Source organism: Anaerobacillus sp. ABD4_527, assembly GCF_056160805.1.
Map to the genome: position 1 here is coordinate 1,100,872 of NZ_JBSWXZ010000001.1, position 20,598 is coordinate 1,121,469.

Sequence of the window (20,598 nt, forward strand, 5' to 3'; positions counted from 1 at the left end):
TCCTTGTACCGATTCGCTGATGTAGTTTTCCCCAAATATGTAAGAGTAAACAAATCATTATATATTTTACTTGAAAACGCTATGAAAGAAAAGGGGAACGGTGGCAAATCACATATTTGTCAATCTTTGTTTAACCTTGTTCTATCATAGCAAATATTCTTCATAAAACAAAATACACCAGCAATTGAGCTGGTGCATCAAGGAGGTTATACTCCAGTATTTTGCTCTACCCATTTCACTGCCGTCTCACGAAGACGATATTTTTGAATTTTCCCAGATGCCGTCATCGGATAGTGATCGATAAAGAAAACATGTGCTGGCGTTTTATATCTCGCTATCTTATTTTGACAATACTCCAGAATATCGGCTTCTGTTATGTCGTGCCCTTCTTTTTTTTGAATACATGCAACGACCTTCTCACCATACTTCTCATCAGGTATTCCAATTACTTGAACATCCAGAATGGCTGGGTGAGTATACAAAAACTCTTCGATTTCACGAGGATAAACATTTTCTCCACCACGGATAATCATGTCTTTTAAACGGCCTGTGATTTTCACATATCCTTCCTCGTCCATTTCAGCTAGATCTCCTGTATGTAACCAACCTTCGCTATCAACGGCTTCTCGAGTTTCATCAGGCATTTTGTAATAGCCTTTCATGACGTGATATCCTCTTGTACACAGTTCACCCGTTACATTTGTTCCTACGTCATTTCCTGTAACCGGATCAACAATCTTAACTTCCACTTCCGGTAGAGCTTTACCAACTGAATTCACTCGATAATCCACTGGATCGTCCGTTCTAGTTTGAGTAATTACAGGAGATGCTTCTGTCTGCCCATATGCAATCGTAATTTCAGTCATATTCATCTCATCCATTACCTTCTTCATAACCTCGATCGGACATGGACTACCTGCCATTATTCCCGTCCTTAACGTTTTCAGATCATACTTACTAAACGATGGAAGGTTCAACTCAGAAATAAACATCGTAGGTACTCCATGAAGGGCAGTACATTTTTCTTTCTCCACTGTTTCGAGAACTTGTTCAGGTTCAAATTCTACGATTGGAAAAATTGATGCTCCTGAAGAGAATGCTGCTAGGGTGCCTAGCACGCAACCGAAACAATGAAAGAAAGGAACCGGAATGCACAAGCGATCTTTTTCTGAAAGCTCCATGCATTGTCCTATATGATAGCCATTGTTCAAGATGTTTGCGTGCGTGAGCATAACGCCTTTCGGAAACCCAGTCGTACCAGATGTATATTGCATATTGATCACTTCATCAGGAGTAAGGCTCTCTTTTCGTTCTTGGAGCTGATTTTCCGTAACGTTTTTATATCCGTCCACAAAAGCATGCCAAGATTTGAATTGCTCATGACGGTCAGCTCCAATGTATACCACATCTGTTAGATGAGGCAGTGCTCCTATCGCACAACTACCATTCACTATTTTGTCGTCACGTTTTACAAGACTAAGAAATGCTTCAGGGTAGGACGTGCCTTTAAAACCATTTATCAAAAATAGCCTCGTTGCATCGGACTGCTTTAACACATACTCCAATTCCGTACTCTGGTAGTTTGTATTGACTGTTACAAGAACTGCACCAACCTTTGCCGTAGCGAATTGAAGTAGAAGCCATTCCGGAACATTTGTCGCCCATACTGCCACATGCTCACCTTTCTCAACGCCAAGGTTTATGAGCGCCTTGGCAGTGCGGTCAACTTCCTCATTAAATTCTTTAAACGTATAGCGTATTCCCTCTTTCGAATAAACCACAGCTTCCCTGCTGTAATAACGTTCAACTTGGCGTTCGAGCATTTCACCAATCGTTTCATGAAGCAGTTCCGACATACACTCACTCCTATCGTTTATTCTAACCGAGCGCTCGTTCAGTTTAACAGCCAATTTCTCTAGCAATAATTGTACGTTGAATCTCGGAAGTTCCCTCACCAATTTCTAGCAGCTTAGCATCTCTAAAGTATCTTTCAACATGATAATCTCTCATGTATCCATTACCACCGTGTATTTGAACAGCTTGATCACAGACCTCCATACAAATTTCAGATGCGTAAAGCTTGCATATCGATGCCTCTTTTGTAAACCGTTTGCCTTGATCTTTTAACCATGCAGCTTTGTGTACCATGTTTCTGGCAAGTTCAATCTTCATCGCCATATCAGCTAGTTTAAATTGAATCGCTTGAAACTTAGAGATTGGACGTCCAAATTGCTTTCTCTCGTTCGCATACTGCAACGCCTTCTCGTATGCCGCCTGAGCTATCCCTACAGCCATAGCTCCGATACCGATACGTCCACCATCCAATGTAATTAAAAACTGCTTAAAACCGTCTCCACGCTTTCCTAAAAGGTTTTCTTCAGGCACTCTCACATCTTCCATAACTAATTCAGTTGTGTTAGAAGAATGAAGACCGAGCTTTTCATAATTATCGATTACTCTGAACCCTTTAGCATCAGTTGGAGAGATGATTGCACTAATCTCCTTCTGTCCATCTTTACGATCTGTGATTGCTGTTAAAGCGAGATGCTTCGCATATGATGCGTTGGTGATATAACATTTGCTGCCGTTGATCACCCATTCACCATTCTCGAGATAGGCCTCTGTCTCTGTTCCCCCAGCATCAGATCCTGCGTTAGGTTCTGTTAAACCGAACGCACCTAATGATTCACCTGAACAGATTGGTGCAAGATATTTCTGTTTTTGTTCCTCAGTTCCAAAAAGGTTTAATGGAGCTCCACCCAGAGAAACATGAGCTGAATATGTGATACCCGTTGATCCGCAAGCACGGCTTAATTCTTCTACAACAATCGCAAAGCTAATCGTATCTGCTCCTCCACCGCCATACTCCTCAGGGAACGGTAGGCCCATGATTCCAAGGTCACCCAGTTGCTTAAAAATTTCTTGAGGAAACTTTTTCTCTTTGTCGCGCTTTTCTGCATCTGGAGCTACCACTTCATCTGCAAATTCACGAATCATTTTTTGAATCATCTTCTGTTCTTCTGTTAAGTCAAAATGCATACTAAAGAACCTCCTGTTAAAACACTATTTGAATACGCTTACATTTTATTATCTCGTTTATGTTTTGTTTTTTCAACATTTAAAAAAATAAAATAATTATGTAGTGTTAATTTTTCGTTAATTACGTAGGGTTTTTGTTGATACAGAAAGTTTCAAATTTTTTTGACTGAAATGTGGATTTGCAAATCGAATGAAAAATCAGTAAAATAAATGACAAGAAATGTATCTTTAGCGAGGAGAATTTAGCTAGAATAAAAAAACTCCCTGCTGTAGTTAAACAGACAGAGAGTTTTACTGATGATTCTATTCTAAGAAATCCTTTAGGCGCTTACTTCTGCTAGGATGGCGAAGTTTACGTAGCGCTTTTGCTTCAATCTGACGAATTCTTTCACGTGTAACGCCGAAAACGCGTCCTACTTCTTCTAACGTTCTTGTACGCCCATCGTCTAGCCCAAAGCGAAGTCGAAGTACGTTTTCTTCACGATCAGTAAGAGTATCTAATACGTCTTCAAGCTGCTCTTTCAATAGTTCATAAGCAGCGGCATCTGATGGCGCTAAAGCATCCTGGTCTTCGATAAAGTCACCGAGATGAGAGTCGTCCTCTTCCCCGATCGGTGTCTCAAGAGATACAGGCTCTTGAGCGATCTTCAAGATTTCGCGAACTTTATCAGGTGAAAGCTCCATTTCTTTACCGATCTCTTCAGGAGATGGTTCTCTACCAAGATCCTGGAGAAGTTGGCGTTGAACTCGAATCAGTTTGTTGATCGTCTCGACCATGTGAACCGGGATACGTATCGTTCTAGCCTGATCGGCAATCGCACGAGTGATGGCTTGACGGATCCACCAAGTTGCATACGTACTAAATTTATAACCCTTACGATAGTCAAACTTTTCGACGGCTTTGATCAGTCCCATGTTTCCTTCTTGAATTAAATCAAGGAACAGCATACCTCTTCCGACATATCGCTTGGCGATACTTACCACAAGTCGAAGGTTTGCTTCAGCTAGACGACGTTTCGCTTCCTCATCGCCTTCTTCAATACGTTGAGCAAGGTTGATCTCCTCATCTGCTGATAGCAAGTCTACACGACCGATTTCCTTAAGGTACATACGTACTGGGTCATTTATCTTAACACCCGGTGGTACACTCAGGTCGTTTAAATCGAATTCTTCTTCTTTCTGAACTTCTTGCGGAGAAGGGTTATCTGTATTGTCTTCAATAACTTCAATACCCTGTTCCTCCAAGTACTCAAAAAACTCATCCATTTGGTCTGAATCTTGCTCAAACGGCGATAACCGTTCAACGATCGTAGAGTAAGTAATCAAGCTTGTCTTCTTTCCAAGCTCTACTAACTGCTCTTTTACTTGATCGATGGTTAATTCACCTTCCGCCGGCTGGCGTGTAGGTTTCTCAGCCATTCGATCCCCTCCTTCCATACATCTCAACACATCAATTATTCGTAAGCTTAAGATGAATTTTTAAGGTTCTTTTTCATCTCAAGAATTTCCATAGCGATTTTTGCTGCCTGTACAAAATCTTGTTTGGATTCAGCTTCTTTTTTCTCTTTTTCTTTCTCTTCTATCTTTATCCATTCTGGATAAATTAACACCTGTCGAATGTAATCTTGTAACTCTTTATCCGACACGTCGTCATTTAAATCCATCATAGCAAGCTCAGAAGCAATCTTTACAAGGTTTGAATCAGTGAGCTGTTCCATAAAGTGACTGATATCTGCCTCATGGCCTGCAGCATAGAAGCTATATAAATAAGCTGCAATCGCACTATGCTCGTCAATATTGAACGAACCGCCAACTTCTTCCTGAACTTTCTCAGCTACATCCAGATCACGCATCATGTAAGCAAGTAAGATACGTTCTGCATTATGAAACGCGGGCAGAAGTTTTTTCTTCACATAGAAATTTTTCCTAGCATTATTATCCCTTTTAGGAGGGGCATTATCCTTCTTATTCTTCCTCTCCTTATAAAATTGGGCTGCTTGCTGTTTTAACGCATCAAGCGAAAGTGAAAACTCTTGTGATAGCTGTCTAAGATAGTGATCCCGTTCAACAGCTTTTGTCAGTCCGCTTATTTCTCTGAGTACTTCTTCGATATAGCGGATTCGTTCTCCTTCATCCGATAGGTTTTTTCCTGTTCTGAAAAACTCCATTTTAAAAGCCATTACAGTTGGCGCTGCCCCTATTACATCCTTTTCAAAACGATCTCCACCGTATTTCTGGATATAGTCATCGGGATCAAGACCATCAGGCATTTTGGCAATTCTTACGTAACAGCCAGCTTCTTGAAGTTCTTCGGCTGCTCTTAACGCTGCACTTATACCCGCTTTATCTGAATCGTAGCAGATGATTGCCGAATCGGTTTGCCTACGAATCAAACGCGCTTGTTCTTTTGTTAAAGCAGTACCGAGACTCGCTACAACATTTTCTACCCCATTCCCGTACGCACTAATCACGTCAACATACCCTTCGAGGAGGATCGCTTGATCTTTCATGCGAATTGAAGAACGTGATAAATGAAAACCATAGAGCATCTTTCCCTTTTGGAAGATAGGAGTCTCTGGGCTATTAAGATACTTTGGCTCACCACTTCCAACGATTCTCCCTCCGAATGCGACCGTTCTACCTTTCGCATCCCAAATTGGAAACATGATTCGATTTCGAAAGCGGTCAAAGTATTTCCCATCAAACTCTCTTCTCGAGAGAAGACCTGCATCCGCGACCTTTGAAAGAGGATAATTTCTTTTGGTTAAGTAATTCGTAGCGTAGTCCCATGATTCAGGAGCAAACCCTAGTTGAAACTTCTCAATCATTTCTTTTGTAAAACCACGCTTTTCAAGATACTCTTTAGCCTGATTCCCTTCCGAAGTGTTAAGCATGCAATAATTATACAGTTTACCTAGAAAATCATGTGCTTTTAACATGATATCTTTATCGGATGAAGTCTTGGAGCTCGATTGATGATCACTATTGATTTCAGGTAGCTCGATACCAGCTCTTTGTCCTAAAATTTGAACAGCTTCTATGAAATTGTATCCTTCGATCTCCATTAGGAATGAGAAGGCATTTCCACCTGTTCCACATCCAAAGCAATGATAGATTTGTTTATCAGGAGCTACGGAAAAAGAAGGTGTACTTTCTCCATGAAAAGGACAAAGTCCAAAAAAGCTTCTGCCTTGCTTCTTCAGTTGGACATAATCACTTACTACATCCACAATATCTGTGGAACGGCGAATCGCTTCAATTTTTTCTTCTGGGATTCTGCCACTCATCATTTATCACCAACAGGCTTTTATAGTTTCGATAAACAGAAATAATCTCCTTCATATTTCGACAAAATTTTAATAAATTCTTTACGAAAGTTTTCACGATCGTCGTTTGTAAACTTCCTTGGCCCTTTCGTATGTTTGCCAGCACGCCTACTTTTTGAAGCTAGATACCGCGTATGTAGAAGAGTGGAAATGTTCTCTTCTGTGTACGTTTTCCCTCTTGGGGACAGAATAAAAACGCCTTTTGGTAAAAGAAGACTTGCCAGTCCATAATCCTGCGTAATGGCGATATCTCCCTTTGTAACATGGCGATGAATGTAGAGATCTGCTTCTTCTTTTTCTGAGTCTACCATAACCCATCTTACACTTTGGAACGTTGTGCTCATATGAGCATATGAAGCTACAAAAACAATTTCAGCATTCATAAGGGCTGGTTGAAAAGATACGATCTCTTCTTTTATTGGGACAGGACAGGCGTCTGCGTCGACAAAAAGCGTCAGTTTCTTTTTCGTCATAATTCTCTATTCTACATCTCCCTGAGTTATCCTTCTTTTAGCATTTATGTTTTAACTTTCAGAATTTTAACCGCTTCTGCAATGATGTAGCGGTCGATAAAGTTATTATTATGATTATAGACAAATTTTATTGACAATATTTGATTATATACTAAATTATTTAAATTGAACAGATATTTATCGCAAAAAAACATACTACCAGAACATTTTCTTGGTAGTATGCTTTTCATTTGGAATTATGACGAGTGCTTCCCTCTGTACAAGCTTAGAATTAAATTAGCCGTTTCCTCTACTGCACGATTTGAAACGTCAATAACCTGACAATTCATTTTATGGATAACTTTATCGAAATACTCTAGTTCCTCTTTAATACGTGACATGTTCGCATAGCTTGCTTCTGCATTTAGACCTAATGCTTTCAGACGTTCTTTTCTTATATCATTTAATTTCTCTGGACTTATTTTTAACGCATAACACTTGCCTTCAGATACTTTGAACAACTCTTCTGGAGGCTCAACTTCCGGGACGATAGGAACATTCGCAACTTTAAGCCGCTTGTGCGCTAAATATTGAGAAAGGGGCGTTTTAGACGTTCTAGACACTCCGACGAGGACGATGTCCGCTAGCCCGATTCCCCTAGGATCTCTCCCGTCATCATATTTTACTGCAAACTCGATTGCCTCAACTCTTCTAAAATAATCTTCATCAAGTTTATGTACTAGCCCTGGCTCGTTTCGGGGCTCTTTACCAATCGCCTCTTGGATGTGATCGATCATCGGTCCAATGATATCAACCACTTGAACACCCTCTTTTGCTGCCACATCTAATAGAAACTCTCGCAGCTGTGGTACAACAAGAGTAAAAGCAACGATTGCGTTCATTTCTTTTGCTAGGGTCATTACTTCTTGTATCGTTGCAGTATCTTCCACATATGGCACCCTTCTGACATCAAAGTCAGTAGGATCAAATTGGCTTGTAGCAGCTTTTACGACTAACTCAGCAGTTTCACCCACGGAGTCAGAAATAACATATACGACCGCACGATTTGTTGTATTTGTCATATGTACCTCCTATACTAAATAATTTCATTCTTTGCTAAGTCCACCATCGCTTTTGTGATATTGGTTTTCGTTATCCTTCCGATTACCTCCATACCCTCAGACACTTCCTTGACGATGGGTAGTGCATCTATTTGCTTTTCAATCAATCGATTTGCTACGTCAATAAGCATATCATCTTGAAAGCAAACTGTAATATTAGGCATTCTTGTCATAATAATCGTTACGGGGATACTCTGTAAATCCTGTTTACCGAGAGCAGCTCTTAGCAAATCTTTTCTTGATAGGACCCCAACGAGGTGAGCTTGTTTGTTAACCACGAATAATGTTCCGACATCTTCCAAAAACATCGAGCAAATCGCGTCATACACACTCGTGTTTTCCTGCACAACAACCGGAATCGACTTATAATCGTCTACTTTAATCTTCTTAACTTTTTCGGTAAGCAACTGAGAACCAGTTTTACCAGTATAAAAATACCCTACTCTTGGCCTCGCATCAAGATAACCAGCCATCGTTAAAATGGCAAGGTCTGGCCGGAGCGTAGCCCGTGTTAGACTAAGTTTCTCAGCAATATGTTCACCCGTTATTGGACCTTCATTCTTTACGATCTGAAGGATTGTTTCTTGACGGTTATTCAGTTCGATTTGGCTCACCACCTTACTAAAATGTTATACTTTATTTTCATTATTATATACTATTAATGACTTTTCGTAAAAGTGTTCGATTTATCCGTAAGCTTTCTGCCTGAAATTAACATTAAATAGCAAAAACCCTGGAAACGTGCCAGGGTTTTTGCTATTCAAGCTTAAAACGATCCAACTGCTCAAGAAATCTCTTCGATTTTAAGAAAAGTCCTGAATAAGCATCAAAGTACTGGTTTAGTACTTCTCTGATTTCTTTCTTTGTTTCTGTCTTTAAAGAAATATTGCCTAGTCGTCCAAGATCCATGTGTGAAAACAGGTGTAGGAGTTCAGCCGTCTTTTTCTTAAGTGGGATATGATAAGGATCAATAGACAAACAACGATGGCAAAGAAAACCGCCTTCTCGTATAGAAAATTCAAACTTCCCATTGTCTAACCCACAGTTGACGCAAGAACTTAGCTGAGGATTGATTCCTGCAACCCGCAACATTTTAAGTTCAAAAATAAATAGTACGACTTCTGGATCCTTCTCTTCATCTAGCGCATGCATGACTTGATAAAGCATTTCAAACAAGTAAGGATTTGGTTTGTTATCTTCCGTTAATTTATCAACGAGCTCGACAGCGTAAGCTGCATAGGACGTTAAAAACAAATCATTACGTATTGAACGGAAGGAGTCGATCGCTTCACCTTGATTTAACCCACCAAGTCCTGATGTGTGGTGATATAAGTAATGCCCATATACAAAAAGTTGAGAAACGGAAGAAAGACGGCTTTTTGGTTTTTTTGCGCCTCTTGCCATGACGCCAACCTTACCCGTCTCTCTTGTATAAAGAGTAATTATTTTGTTGGTTTCTCCGTAATCAACCGTTCTTATCACAATACCTTCTACTTTTTTCAACAAGGAGCTTCACCAACCCATTCCTTGTCTCTCATTCCATCACAATGTCAAGTGTGTACGAGGCACCTCTTTATGTTCTATCAGTGGCTCAGCATCTTCTGTATCCAGGCATTCCATTTCCTTTAAAAGAAGATAAGTATCGATGTTTCCTGTTTCACAAAACACTTTCCAGGTAAATTCCAACATCTCAGATCCCACCTTTCAATTTGTAAAAAGTTTTCCTCTTACTAAGTAGCTTGACCTTTGTTATGTTGGTTTATGTGATGGAATATTTGACAAATTTTGTGTTAATAATCGTCTTCTTTATAGCCGTAGTCTCTGAGTGAAGTCATTTTGTTTCTCCAATCCTTCACTACTTTTACCCAGATTTCCATGTAAACCCTTGATCCTAACAACGATTCGATATCTTTTCTTGCTCTCTTTCCAATCTCCTTAAGCATCTTTCCTTGTTTTCCAATGATGATACCTTTTTGGGAAGACCGCTCTACAACGACGGTTACATGGATATCAATTACATCTGATCCTTCTCGCTGTTTCATTTGTTCAGTCACAACAGTTACGGAATGAGGAATTTCTTCTCTCGTTAAATGAAGGACTTTCTCCCTAACAAGTTCAGAAACAATAAAGCGTTCTGGATGGTCAGTAACATGGTCACTCGGGTAGTATTGAGGACCTTCCTCCATATAACTAATAACCTGTTCGAGTAAGGTATTCACATTGTTTCCTTGCAAAGCAGAAATAGGCACGACTTCTGCAAATGAATATTTGTCTTTATAAAAATTAATCAATGGAAATAGTTCATCTGGATGAACTTGATCAATTTTATTAATGACTAGGAAAACAGGGCTATCAACGTTTTGTAAACGTTCGATGATGTATTGATCTCCTGCTCCATAACCTTCTTCAGCGTTGATCACAAATAGGATAAGATCTACTTCATTCAGCGAGCTCTGGGCCATTTTTATCATGAAATCGCCTAATTTATGCTTAGGTTTATGGATTCCTGGAGTATCGATGAAGACAACTTGTGCATCGTTCGATGTATAAACTCCTTGTACTTTGTTTCGTGTTGTTTGCGCTTTATCACTCATAATGGCGATTTTTTGGCCAATCACGTGGTTCAACAACGTCGATTTACCAACATTTGGCCTGCCGATTATGGAAACAAAGCCCGATTTAAACGCTTCTTTACTCATTTAAGTCCTCCGGTGAAAATGCGCCAGGAAGCAATTCACTGACTGTTAATTCTTGTATTTGTCCATCTAGATTAGTAAGGATCACCTGCATAGCTGGGTCACATAGTTCAGAGATAACCTGTCGACACGCTCCACAAGGAGGTACAGGTCTGTTCGTATCTGCAACGACTGCAATCGCGCTATATTTCGTGTGGCCTTCTGAATATGCTTTAAATAGAGCTGTGCGTTCAGCACAATTACACATACTGTACGCAGCATTTTCAATGTTACACCCGCCAAACACAGTACCATCTTCTGATAGCAATGCTGCTCCTACTTTGAATTTCGAATATGGCACGTACGCCATTTCTCTTGCTTTTCTTGCCTCTTCTATCAACATTTTTTTATCCATGTTTTGTAGCCTCCTTATGACTGTAACAAACGTATGATTGGTTCAAAAAATAGAAGGAATCCGATTATAACCGAAATAATCGCAAAAAGAAAGACTGCTGCTGCTGATACATCCTTTGCTACCTTAGCTATAGGATGCTCTTCTTCTGTAACTAAATCAACTACTCTTTCGATGCCTGTATTCAGGGCTTCAATACTTAACATGATTCCGATCACACATAGTAGGATACTCATTTTCACTAATGATAAGTTTAGAATGAGTCCCATGATTAGTACAATCATTCCTACGATGAGGTGAAATAGAAAGTTTTGCTCATTTCGAATTAGATAGTTGAACCCTTGTGACGCATACTTGAAGCTATTCAAAAATCGTGAAAGCCTTGATTTTGAGTTTCTATCGTGTAAGTCCATATTGCTCCAGAATGTCCTTCTGTTTATCAAACATTTCCTTTTCGTCTTCTTCAGTCATATGGTCGTAACCTAATAGATGAAGAAACCCATGAACAGTAAGGAAACCTAGCTCTCTTTCGAAACTATGGTTATATTCATTTGCTTGTTCTGAAATTTTCTCTACACAAATCACAATTTCACCGAGTAAGTGTGGGAAATCTTCACCGAAAATAACGGGATCTTCTTCACCGTCATCAAGTGCAAACGAAATAACATCTGTAGCATAATCCTTGCCGCGATAATCTCGGTTGATCTCAGTAATTCTATCTGCATCAACGAATGTAATGGACAGCTCACTACCCTCTACTTCTTCTTTTTCTGCTGCATAACTAAGTAATTCATTAATCAGCTTAACTTGTTCATCTGTTATCTTCTCTGTTTCATCAAAAAATTCTATTTCTAAGCTCATGATGTCACCTTCTTTTTTATTTCTGTTGGATACTCGATTCTACTATGAAAGATGCCGTTTAAGGTTTCGAGTATCGTTTTGGCTACGATATCGAGTTCCCTCAGTGAAAGATCACACTCATCAAATTGTCCATCTTCGAGCCTTTCTGTGATGATTTTCTTAACGAGCGTCTCGATCTTGTCAGGATTTGGCTTCGGCATAGACCTTACAGCAGCCTCTATACAATCTGCGATTCCTACAACAGCAGCTTCCTTTGTTTGTGCTTTAGGACCTGGGTATCGGAAATCTGATTCTGGAATTCCATGGTCTGTATGCTCGAGTGCTTTGTAATAAAAATATTTCAACAAACTTGTACCATGATGTTGTTCAGCGATATCCACGATTTCTTTCGGAAGGCGATGTTTCCTTAACATATCTGCTCCATCGGTAGCATGAGAAATTATAATCGTTTTACTCAACTGCGGAGCAATTTTATCATGTGGATTTTCCATGTTCATTTGGTTCTCAATAAAAAAATGAGGTCTCTTCGTTTTACCAATATCGTGATAATACGCTCCTACTCTAGCTAAAAGCCCGTTCGCTCCAATCACTTCACAAGCAGCTTCAGATAAATTAGCGACCATGACACTATGATGATACGTTCCTGGCGTTTCAACAAGTATTTTTCTTAAAAGAGGATGATTCGGACTTGATAGCTCAATTAACCTTGTAGTTGATACGATTCGAAAGCCAGCTTCAAAAAATGGCATCAATCCTAATGTAAGAACAGATGATAGAAACCCGGATAGAAAAGCGAATATCATATGGTACCCGATTTCAACACCACCATATTGACCATTCTTCAACATTAATAATATTGCCACAGATAGAATGTTTATCAATGAAACGAGCAAACCCGCCTTAAGAATATTCGAGCGGAGGTTTCTTCTACCTAGGAAAAACACACCAGACAACGAACTCATGAGTACATAAAAGGAAAGTGAAGCGTTCATAGGTCCAGTGATTTCTCCATTGAAAAAAACACCTGCACATACAGCGAACAAAAGGCTGGAAGCGATTGCAATCTGCTCATTGAACAGCATCTTTATAAGCATAGATCCTACAGCCGCTGGCACGATATATGTAATACCAGGAAACTCGACCGTACCGAGAAGACTTGAAAGTTTCAATACGAGCAATGTACTAAAAAACACTAGTACAATAATCAATAGATTTGTGTTTTTTGTACGTACGCGATCTTCAATATCTTGAACGAAGTAATATAAATAGCCTGTTAGCAACAGAACAAGTAATGCTAAACCGATATATGGTATGGGATCGAAACCGTCATCTAACAGCCCTGCTAGCCTAAGATTGTCCATCACTTCTCTATTGATGATCATACCTTCCTCAACGATGATCTGACCCTCTCGAATCATAACAGGTTGAACGGATTCAATAGCTTCCTGCCGACTTTGCTCCGTTAATTCAGGGTCTAAGAAATAGTTAGGAACGATTGCCTGTTGAGCAACTGTTATCATAGCTTGTTTTTGATCCTTTGGCAAAGAAGTTAACGATAAGCTTGTTTCAACATCACTTTGTGCTTGTTCTAGATTGTCGATCGAAACTTTATCTGTCATTACTTCCATCACTTCAGAAAGCGTAAGTTCCTTAATTAAACTGATTTGATTACGTTCTGCTTCTAATAATGGTTTAAGCGTGTCATTGCTTATATCTTCTGCCATAGAAGATGATAAAAGTGTTCTTAATTCTGTTAGTTGTTCTGTGACCGTTTTATCCCCTTCCTCAGTCATCTTTACCTTCTCGATGCCTGAGAACAAGTCATTGAGATTGTCTACTTGACCTTGCAGCACTTCATCTCTATAAACGTATTTACCTTCGATTTGAGCGGCCTTGGAACGTGCTTCTTCAGTTGCTTTTCTATTTTCAATCGTAATCGGTGAAGCAATATCATGATTCGCTCTTGAATACAATGAAACATTTAATGACTCTGGTATTACATTTGAAAGCATAGTTACGTACATAACGATCGCAGCAACAGCATATAACGACCACTTGGTTAGTTGACCACCCTCAAGATGACGGAGATTATGCTGGATAAAGCTCTTAATCCTCGTAAACATCAACTGCTTCACCTCACAGATTAAACCTTAACACGAATACCCTTCTAATATTTTATCAGAATTCTCTTCAAAAAGGATGAGAATAGGCAAAATAAGCACATCTAACAGCTTTTCAAAACAAAAACTACCCAAGCTCTATTTGTGTAGAACTCAGGTAGTTTATTATTATTTATCGGTATGTTCGTATGCATCGATGATCCTTTGAACGAGAGGATGACGTACAACATCCGTTTGCTGTAGATAGATGAACGAAACATCTTTCACTCGATTCAATATTTTTTCAGCTGCAGCGAGTCCAGACTCTTTTCCTTTTGGTAAGTCGATCTGTGTGATATCACCTGTGATAACCATCTTAGAACCGAACCCTAATCTTGTTAAGAACATTTTCATTTGCTGAGATGTAGTATTCTGAGCTTCGTCTAGAATAACGTAGCTATCATCAAGTGTTCTACCTCTCATATATGCTAATGGGGCAATTTCAATCGTCCCACGTTCGATTAGGCGTGAGGTTTGTTCGACTCCTAACACATCGTGCAAAGCGTCATATAAAGGGCGTAAATAAGGATCGACCTTCTCTTTTAAATCACCCGGTAGGAAGCCTAGGCTCTCCCCAGCTTCCACAGCTGGACGAGTTAACACGATCTTCTTTACTTGATTATACTTTAATGCTGCTACCGCCATTACGACAGCTAGATAGGTTTTCCCTGTACCGGCAGGTCCTATTCCAAATACTAAGTCATTTTTCTTCATAGCAGACACATAGTGACGTTGCCCTAAAGTTTTGACTTTAATAGGTTTTCCTTTTGCGTTCGTAGTAATTTCTTCTTGATAAAGCTCAAGGAGCTGATCGATCATGCCTTGTTGAACAAGTTGACATGCATACACAACATCTCTGCCAGAGATGCTAGCTCCTCGCTTAATAAGTGACTGAAGGGTGGACATGACGTCCTTCACCATATCAACTGCCTCTTCGCTGCCTTTTACAGTTATCCCTTCACCACGTGTAACCAGTGAAACCTCTAGTGCTTCTTCGATTATTTTGAGATGCTCATCTCCTGGACCAAATAGAGTCTGAGCTTCGTTAGAATTTTCTAATTGTAATGATAAGTCAACAACTCGTTCTGTCAATAGACCTCAATCTCCTTGAACAATAGGTATATTTTTTCCAATTTCCTCTATCACTTCAAAGTGTATCTTTACGTTTACTTTACCATTCTCTACCTTCTCGTGCAAAATCTTTTCTGTTTTAATTTCAGCATCTTCCGCTGTTTTATCCTTAATGTCTTCACGAGCAACAGTCAGTGCTGCTTCTACTGCTTCTTTATTTGTATATGTTCGCTTTACCTCTTTCGTTTCTAGCATATGCTTGTAGGAGATCGATATTGGCAATTGCCATTTAAGAAAGCGAAAGTTTGTTTCACGCTCATTCACTTCGTAATGCTTAAAATCGGGTGCTTTAAATCCCCAAATGGGAATATTGAACCCATAAATACGTAAAGAATAATTCGTCTTGCTCTCACCCGTGTGCGTCAAAAATGAAGAATTCAGTGGAATATCAACAGATGAAACGTACCATGTTCTACCGTAGACTTTTCCTGTAGCAGGAACGAGTTGACTTTTGTCTTCTTTCCCAATAAACCCTGAGATTAATAACTGACCTGGTTTTACATAAGCATTTTCCTTCACTTTAGCTTGACCCTCTTCAACGTACATCTTCGTAATCACAGCTTTCTTTTTTGCAACGATATGCCTAGGATTTGCGGCAGGCTCTTTTTCAGGAAGTTGTTTCTGCACAACCTGAAAATGATAAGAAGTTCCATTCCGTTTAACTCCGATCCATGTCACTTCTTTCAAACTTTCTGAGAGCTCCTGCTGGATTTCCTGGTTGGTAGGAAGTTGGAAAATGAACTTTCCTTTTTTTATGCCAAGTTCATATGCAGCTTTTCTAAGCTTGTGCTCTACTTCAGGTGAAGCACCGTTAACGGAGATTGCCCAGACCATATTGGATAAAATTAAAATCAATAAGATAGAACCGATTACTCCAGCAAGAAACCCTCTAGATGTAACGATTCTTTGAACTATAAACGGAAATCCTTTTCGCTCATGAATTCTAACCTTACATCTCGTCCTTTTTAAATGTGGTCTTATCCTCCTAATATCAGAAATATATAAGGATAATACGATTGTTTGTTCATCTAAGCGTTTGATATTCCAGATGGGAATGCCATATTCGATACATCGGTTAATGAATAATTCGGTATAACTTCCCACGACTTTAATCCGAACGTATCCTGAAAAGAGTTCTCGAATATATTCTTTCATCATTGACCCCCTGTATTCAGTCCGGGTCTTGAAAGCCCCTAAACGTCTTCAGGTCTCTCAAGGTAGGAAACGTGTTCAATTTTTCCCTCAAGCAAAATTTCCTCTGGGAGAATGGTTTTTAGCATGAAGTCTTTTCCTCTGATCAACAACTGACCCTGTTTTAGGAGGAGTCGCACTTCTTCATTAGAAAATTTCAACACGCCCTGGTGGTTTTCTATGTAAATATGAAGCTGTCCCACCATGGTGATACGCGGTAAGTCCATGACTGCATCTGCCGGAAGCTTTAATCTACTCGTTAACCATCCTTTTAAGCCATGCCTCCACTTTGCCATGGATACTCCCCCTTTCATCTCATCTTTATGATAATCAAAGCCAAACTATCACTTTTTCATCAAAGTAACTCTTAACCATTTTACATACAAAAAAGCCGTCGAGATTTTCTCGACGGCTTACTAACAAGAATGACATATTCTTATTATCTTCTGGAATTCTTCATCTTCATCATTGAAGGGTGCGGTTTTCTTGACCTAGGAGCTCCGAGGATTTCTGCCCAGATGACCCCTTTCTTCACATCCTTCTTCTTGATAGAAATTCCACCAAACTCACGGTGCTTCGAAGACTTTGGCTTGTATACCTTAAGTTCATCAGACGTATTTTCTCTAGAAGAGATACGTTCTAGAGCCTCTTCATAAGCATCATACTGCTCTGGTTTTAGATCAAAGCTCTGCTCTGAAGAGTTGTCCTCATATGAATAGGGATACTCTTGTTTTGGCCCTACGTTTCTTCTAGGACCAGCAGGGGGCTTCGTTTCGTCTTCTTCTGAGCCCATTCGTTTGAAGAAACTTAAGATCCCCCCGATTGCAATAATTACGAAAACGATGTTATTTAACAGTAATTCAATAATACCCTCCAACATCGTCACCTCCATCTGTTGAGAGGATTATTAACGATCATCCTCATCTTCTTCTTGATCTGATTTTCCAATCATATCTCGCATATCAGTATCGGCTTCAATGTTTTTTAGGTTCATATAATCCATTACACCAATATTCCCTGAACGTAGTGCCTCTGCCATTGCCATCGGTACTTCAGCTTCAGCTTCAACAACTTTCGCTCTCATCTCTTCAACTCTTGCTCTCATCTCTTGCTCTTGAGCAACAGCCATCGCGCGGCGTTCTTCTGCCTTCGCTTGTGCAATATTCTTGTCTGCTTCTGCCTGGTCAGTTTGAAGTACAGCTCCAATGTTTTTACCGATATCGATATCTGCAATATCGATGGACAAAATCTCGAATGCTGTTCCTGCATCCAAACCTTTTGATAATACGGTTTGAGAAATCATATCTGGGTTTTCTAGTACCTTCTTATGATCGTGAGAAGAACCGATTGTACTTACGATCCCTTCACCAACACGCGCAATAACTGTTTCTTCACCTGCACCACCCACTAGGCGGTCGATGTTTGCACGTACTGTAATTCTTGCTTTCGCTTTTACTTCGATTCCATCCATTGCAACACCAGCGATAAACGGCGTTTCGATAACTTTTGGATTAACACTCATTTGAACAGCATCAAGCACATCACGACCTGCAAGGTCAATTGCTGCACAACGCTCAAAGCTAAGCTCGATGTTAGCACGGTGGGCAGCGATCAACGCGTTTACAACTCGGTCAACGTTACCACCCGCTAAGTAATGACTCTCTAATTGGTTCGTGCTCAGATCAAGACCTGCTTTAACAGCCTTGATAAGAGGGTTAATAACACGTGACGGAATAACACGTCTCAGTCTCATTCCTACAAGATTAAAGATACTTACCCTTACACCAGCTGCGAGAGCTGAAATCCATAGCATTACCGGTACAAATGTGAATAAGATCGCTAGACCAATAATCACAAGACCTACTATAATAATCAAACCTAATGAACCTGTATCCATTGTTTTCCTCCCTGTAATTCTTTTTTATTTGTTAACGGTTCGAACAACAATGCGCGATCCGTTGACTTTCGTAATCGTGATAGTGGTTCCTTTTGGTATATAATCACCTTCTGTAACGACGTCCAATCGTTCATTACCAAAATCCGCTATACCTGCGGGTCTTAATGGTGTCACCGTAATACCTTCATTTCCAATCAGCTCATTTCGAGTGACGTTCGATACATACCCTTGCTCTGACTTAGTAGAATCAGATAGTACAATCTTTTTGAAAAAGCCTCGATAGCCAAATAATTTGATAAAGAGGTATGAGCCACCGATTGTTATTGCAACTGCCAACAGAACAGCGATCAATACGTACTGCAATGACTGACCTGAGCCAAGCACGATACTTCCCACAATTCCTAATGCGCCTAATACTCCGAATATACCAAAGCCCGGTATAAAAATTTCTATTAGGATTAGGACGATACCAGTTATTAATAACAGAATAGATTCCCATCCTGCAAAACCAGCTATCATATGTCCGAAAAAGAATAGCAATAGTGCTCCTGCACCCATGAACCCAGGAATTCCAAACCCTGGAGAATAAAGCTCCAATACAAGCCCTAAACTTCCGATAGAAAGTAAGATGGGTATTATGATTGGGTTTGTAACAAACCTAGCTATCTTTTCAGCTATGCTGACTTCAGCGTCCATTATTTTTGCATCAGAAAGATTAAGTATTTGGACTAACTCTGTCCTGTCCTCAACAGTACCTTCCGAATACCCTACTTCGGCAGCTTCCACATCATTAAGGGTCAATAATTCCCCTTTTGGTGCGTTGTATTTAGGTAGATCAACGTCTGGATCAGCCATTGCAAGCGCGATTTTTGGATCACGATCGTTTAATTCAGCAGCTGATTTCATCGCTGCATGCCAAAACGACTCAGCTTTCTTACCAGCAGTATTACCTGATTGATCGATTATAGCCGCTGAACCCATCAATGCACCTGGCTCCATTATGATTTGATCTGTATTAAGAGCAATGTAAGCACCAGCAGATAAAGCTCTGTCAGAGATATACGCAGTGATGGGTACCTCTGTTGCTTTGATGATTTCACCAATATTATCCGCAGCGTTTACAGCTCCACCAGGCGTATCTATTTCGAGAACAATATGGTCTGCCCCAGCTTCTTCAGCATCCTCGATCGATCGCTTCAAAAATGCCTCTAGACCACGTTCAACTTTCTGCTCAACAGGTATGAAATAAACAACCTGTCCTTCTCCCTGCCCGTTTGCACTTTGTCCAAAGAACGAGAATCCAATAGCCATTAAGACTGCCACGATTCCCATTAGCTTGATGGCGTCATTTTTGATGTCGATCCCTCCTTTCAAGCTTTCTATATATACGGATCAACTCACAAACAGGTTTCAAAAATGTATGTAATTTACTATAAGTATGACAAATTGAATACGGAAAAGCTAGCAAGAATTGTGACACAATACATAAAAACACGCCCTGCTTACACAGGGCGTGATTTAGCTTGATCATATTTATGATAAGTTCTTTTGTACAAGGCGATTTACAAGTCCGCCGTCCGCTTTGCCTTTTACTTTAGGCATAAGCGCACCCATTACCTTACCCATTTCCTGTTTGGAAGTAGCACCAGTCTCTGCAATCACTTGCTGAACTAGTGTTTCAACTTCCTCTTCAGACAATTGTTTCGGCAGGTAGGCAGTTAAAATCGACAGCTCTTCATCGAGATTCTGCACAAGATCACTTCGACCAGCTTTGTCAAATTCTTGGAGGGAGTCTTTGCGTTGCTTAACTTCGCGAGTGAGAACGGTAAGTTCTTCTTCTTCCGTCAGGTCATGACCCAATTTAATGGACTCATTCTGAAGTGAAGATTTCACCATACGAATAACAGATAGTTTCTGCTTTTCCTTGTTCTTCATCGCTACTTTCATATCTGCTGTTAAACGGTCATTTAGACTCACTGACCTAACACCCTCTCTTAGAACTTACGCTTTTTCCTTGCTGCCTCAGATTTCTTTTTACGCTTTACACTTGGCTTTTCATAGTGCTTGCGCTTCTTAACTTCAGCCAAAGTGCCTTCTTTAGAAACCGTTCTCTTGAAGCGACGCAGAGCATCATCGATCGACTCGTTCTTACGCACGCGAGTTTCCGCCATCTCTATCCCTCCCTCCAAAACATACACAATCATAACACATGACTTTCTAACAAAGACATGTCACCTGCAATTATAATACATGCCGAAAGGTTTATCAACATTTCTTTAATTGATTTTTTATGTTGATAAAAAACAAGCATGTGTTTCCGGTCCTGTCCATACA

At 40.0% G+C, this 20,598-nt stretch carries 22 protein-coding genes; all 22 read right to left on the reverse strand.

Annotated elements, in window-relative coordinates; translation table 11 throughout:
• Positions 1-206 precede the first annotated feature (206 nt).
• Entirely contained in the window at positions 207-1,856 is a 1,650-nt protein-coding gene (locus ACXAHI_RS05855; RefSeq protein WP_474846637.1) for an AMP-binding protein, read from the reverse strand.
• A gap of 43 nt (positions 1,857-1,899) precedes the next feature.
• Positions 1,900-3,039, reverse strand: coding sequence for an acyl-CoA dehydrogenase family protein (locus ACXAHI_RS05860; RefSeq protein ID WP_474846639.1), 1,140 nt, complete (start codon positions 3,037-3,039; stop codon positions 1,900-1,902).
• A 303-nt stretch (positions 3,040-3,342) separates the two neighbouring features.
• On the reverse strand, positions 3,343-4,458 hold the full coding sequence (gene rpoD / locus ACXAHI_RS05865; RefSeq protein WP_270179317.1) for an RNA polymerase sigma factor RpoD: 1,116 nt from the start codon (positions 4,456-4,458) through the stop codon (positions 3,343-3,345).
• Positions 4,459-4,505: 47 nt separating this feature from the next.
• The gene (gene dnaG / locus ACXAHI_RS05870; protein ID WP_474846641.1) at positions 4,506-6,326 is read right to left on the reverse strand and encodes a DNA primase; all 1,821 of its coding nucleotides are present in this window, start codon (positions 6,324-6,326) and stop codon (positions 4,506-4,508) included.
• 20 nt (positions 6,327-6,346) lie between these two features.
• A complete protein-coding gene (locus ACXAHI_RS05875; RefSeq protein ID WP_474846642.1) occupies positions 6,347-6,838 on the reverse strand; it encodes a YaiI/YqxD family protein in 492 nt (163 codons plus the stop codon).
• 236 nt (positions 6,839-7,074) lie between these two features.
• Positions 7,075-7,899, reverse strand: a complete 825-nt coding sequence (locus ACXAHI_RS05880; protein ID WP_474846644.1) for a pyruvate, water dikinase regulatory protein — start codon at positions 7,897-7,899, stop codon at positions 7,075-7,077.
• A gap of 14 nt (positions 7,900-7,913) precedes the next feature.
• Positions 7,914-8,555: a transcriptional regulator CcpN gene (gene ccpN / locus ACXAHI_RS05885; protein ID WP_270179321.1), complete on the reverse strand. Its 642-nt coding sequence runs from the start codon at positions 8,553-8,555 to the stop codon at positions 7,914-7,916.
• A 139-nt stretch (positions 8,556-8,694) separates the two neighbouring features.
• Positions 8,695-9,444: a DNA repair protein RecO gene (gene recO / locus ACXAHI_RS05890; protein WP_474846646.1), complete on the reverse strand. Its 750-nt coding sequence runs from the start codon at positions 9,442-9,444 to the stop codon at positions 8,695-8,697.
• A 36-nt stretch (positions 9,445-9,480) separates the two neighbouring features.
• The gene (locus tag ACXAHI_RS05895) at positions 9,481-9,627 is read right to left on the reverse strand and encodes a YqzL family protein (protein ID WP_474846648.1); all 147 of its coding nucleotides are present in this window, start codon (positions 9,625-9,627) and stop codon (positions 9,481-9,483) included.
• 101 nt (positions 9,628-9,728) lie between these two features.
• Positions 9,729-10,637: a GTPase Era gene (era, locus tag ACXAHI_RS05900; RefSeq protein WP_474846650.1), complete on the reverse strand. Its 909-nt coding sequence runs from the start codon at positions 10,635-10,637 to the stop codon at positions 9,729-9,731.
• Complete coding sequence (locus ACXAHI_RS05905) at positions 10,630-11,028, reverse strand: cytidine deaminase (RefSeq protein WP_270179325.1); 399 nt, start codon at positions 11,026-11,028, stop codon at positions 10,630-10,632. Before ACXAHI_RS05905 ends, era begins: the two co-directional genes overlap by 8 nt.
• A gap of 14 nt (positions 11,029-11,042) precedes the next feature.
• Positions 11,043-11,393, reverse strand: a complete 351-nt coding sequence (locus ACXAHI_RS05910; protein WP_474846652.1) for a diacylglycerol kinase family protein — start codon at positions 11,391-11,393, stop codon at positions 11,043-11,045.
• 28 nt (positions 11,394-11,421) lie between these two features.
• Positions 11,422-11,886, reverse strand: a complete 465-nt coding sequence (gene ybeY / locus ACXAHI_RS05915) for an rRNA maturation RNase YbeY (RefSeq protein ID WP_474846654.1) — start codon at positions 11,884-11,886, stop codon at positions 11,422-11,424.
• Positions 11,883-14,009, reverse strand: a complete 2,127-nt coding sequence (locus tag ACXAHI_RS05920) for an HD family phosphohydrolase (RefSeq protein WP_474846656.1) — start codon at positions 14,007-14,009, stop codon at positions 11,883-11,885. Before ACXAHI_RS05920 ends, ybeY begins: the two co-directional genes overlap by 4 nt.
• Before the next feature lie 165 nt (positions 14,010-14,174).
• Entirely contained in the window at positions 14,175-15,137 is a 963-nt protein-coding gene (locus ACXAHI_RS05925; RefSeq protein ID WP_474835260.1) for a PhoH family protein, read from the reverse strand.
• A gap of 6 nt (positions 15,138-15,143) precedes the next feature.
• Complete coding sequence (gene yqfD, locus ACXAHI_RS05930) at positions 15,144-16,331, reverse strand: sporulation protein YqfD (protein ID WP_474846658.1); 1,188 nt, start codon at positions 16,329-16,331, stop codon at positions 15,144-15,146.
• Positions 16,332-16,369: 38 nt separating this feature from the next.
• Positions 16,370-16,663, reverse strand: coding sequence for a sporulation protein YqfC (yqfC, locus tag ACXAHI_RS05935; protein WP_474846660.1), 294 nt, complete (start codon positions 16,661-16,663; stop codon positions 16,370-16,372).
• A gap of 143 nt (positions 16,664-16,806) precedes the next feature.
• On the reverse strand, positions 16,807-17,247 hold the full coding sequence (locus ACXAHI_RS05940) for a hypothetical protein (protein ID WP_474846662.1): 441 nt from the start codon (positions 17,245-17,247) through the stop codon (positions 16,807-16,809).
• Between the two features lie 27 nt (positions 17,248-17,274).
• The gene (gene floA / locus ACXAHI_RS05945) at positions 17,275-18,264 is read right to left on the reverse strand and encodes a flotillin-like protein FloA (RefSeq protein ID WP_270179332.1); all 990 of its coding nucleotides are present in this window, start codon (positions 18,262-18,264) and stop codon (positions 17,275-17,277) included.
• A 24-nt stretch (positions 18,265-18,288) separates the two neighbouring features.
• Positions 18,289-19,596: an NfeD family protein gene (locus ACXAHI_RS05950; protein ID WP_474848089.1), complete on the reverse strand. Its 1,308-nt coding sequence runs from the start codon at positions 19,594-19,596 to the stop codon at positions 18,289-18,291.
• 201 nt (positions 19,597-19,797) lie between these two features.
• Positions 19,798-20,241: a GatB/YqeY domain-containing protein gene (locus ACXAHI_RS05955; protein ID WP_270179334.1), complete on the reverse strand. Its 444-nt coding sequence runs from the start codon at positions 20,239-20,241 to the stop codon at positions 19,798-19,800.
• Positions 20,242-20,258: 17 nt separating this feature from the next.
• The gene (gene rpsU / locus ACXAHI_RS05960; RefSeq protein WP_224593651.1) at positions 20,259-20,435 is read right to left on the reverse strand and encodes a 30S ribosomal protein S21; all 177 of its coding nucleotides are present in this window, start codon (positions 20,433-20,435) and stop codon (positions 20,259-20,261) included.
• Between the last annotated feature and the right edge of the window lie 163 nt (positions 20,436-20,598).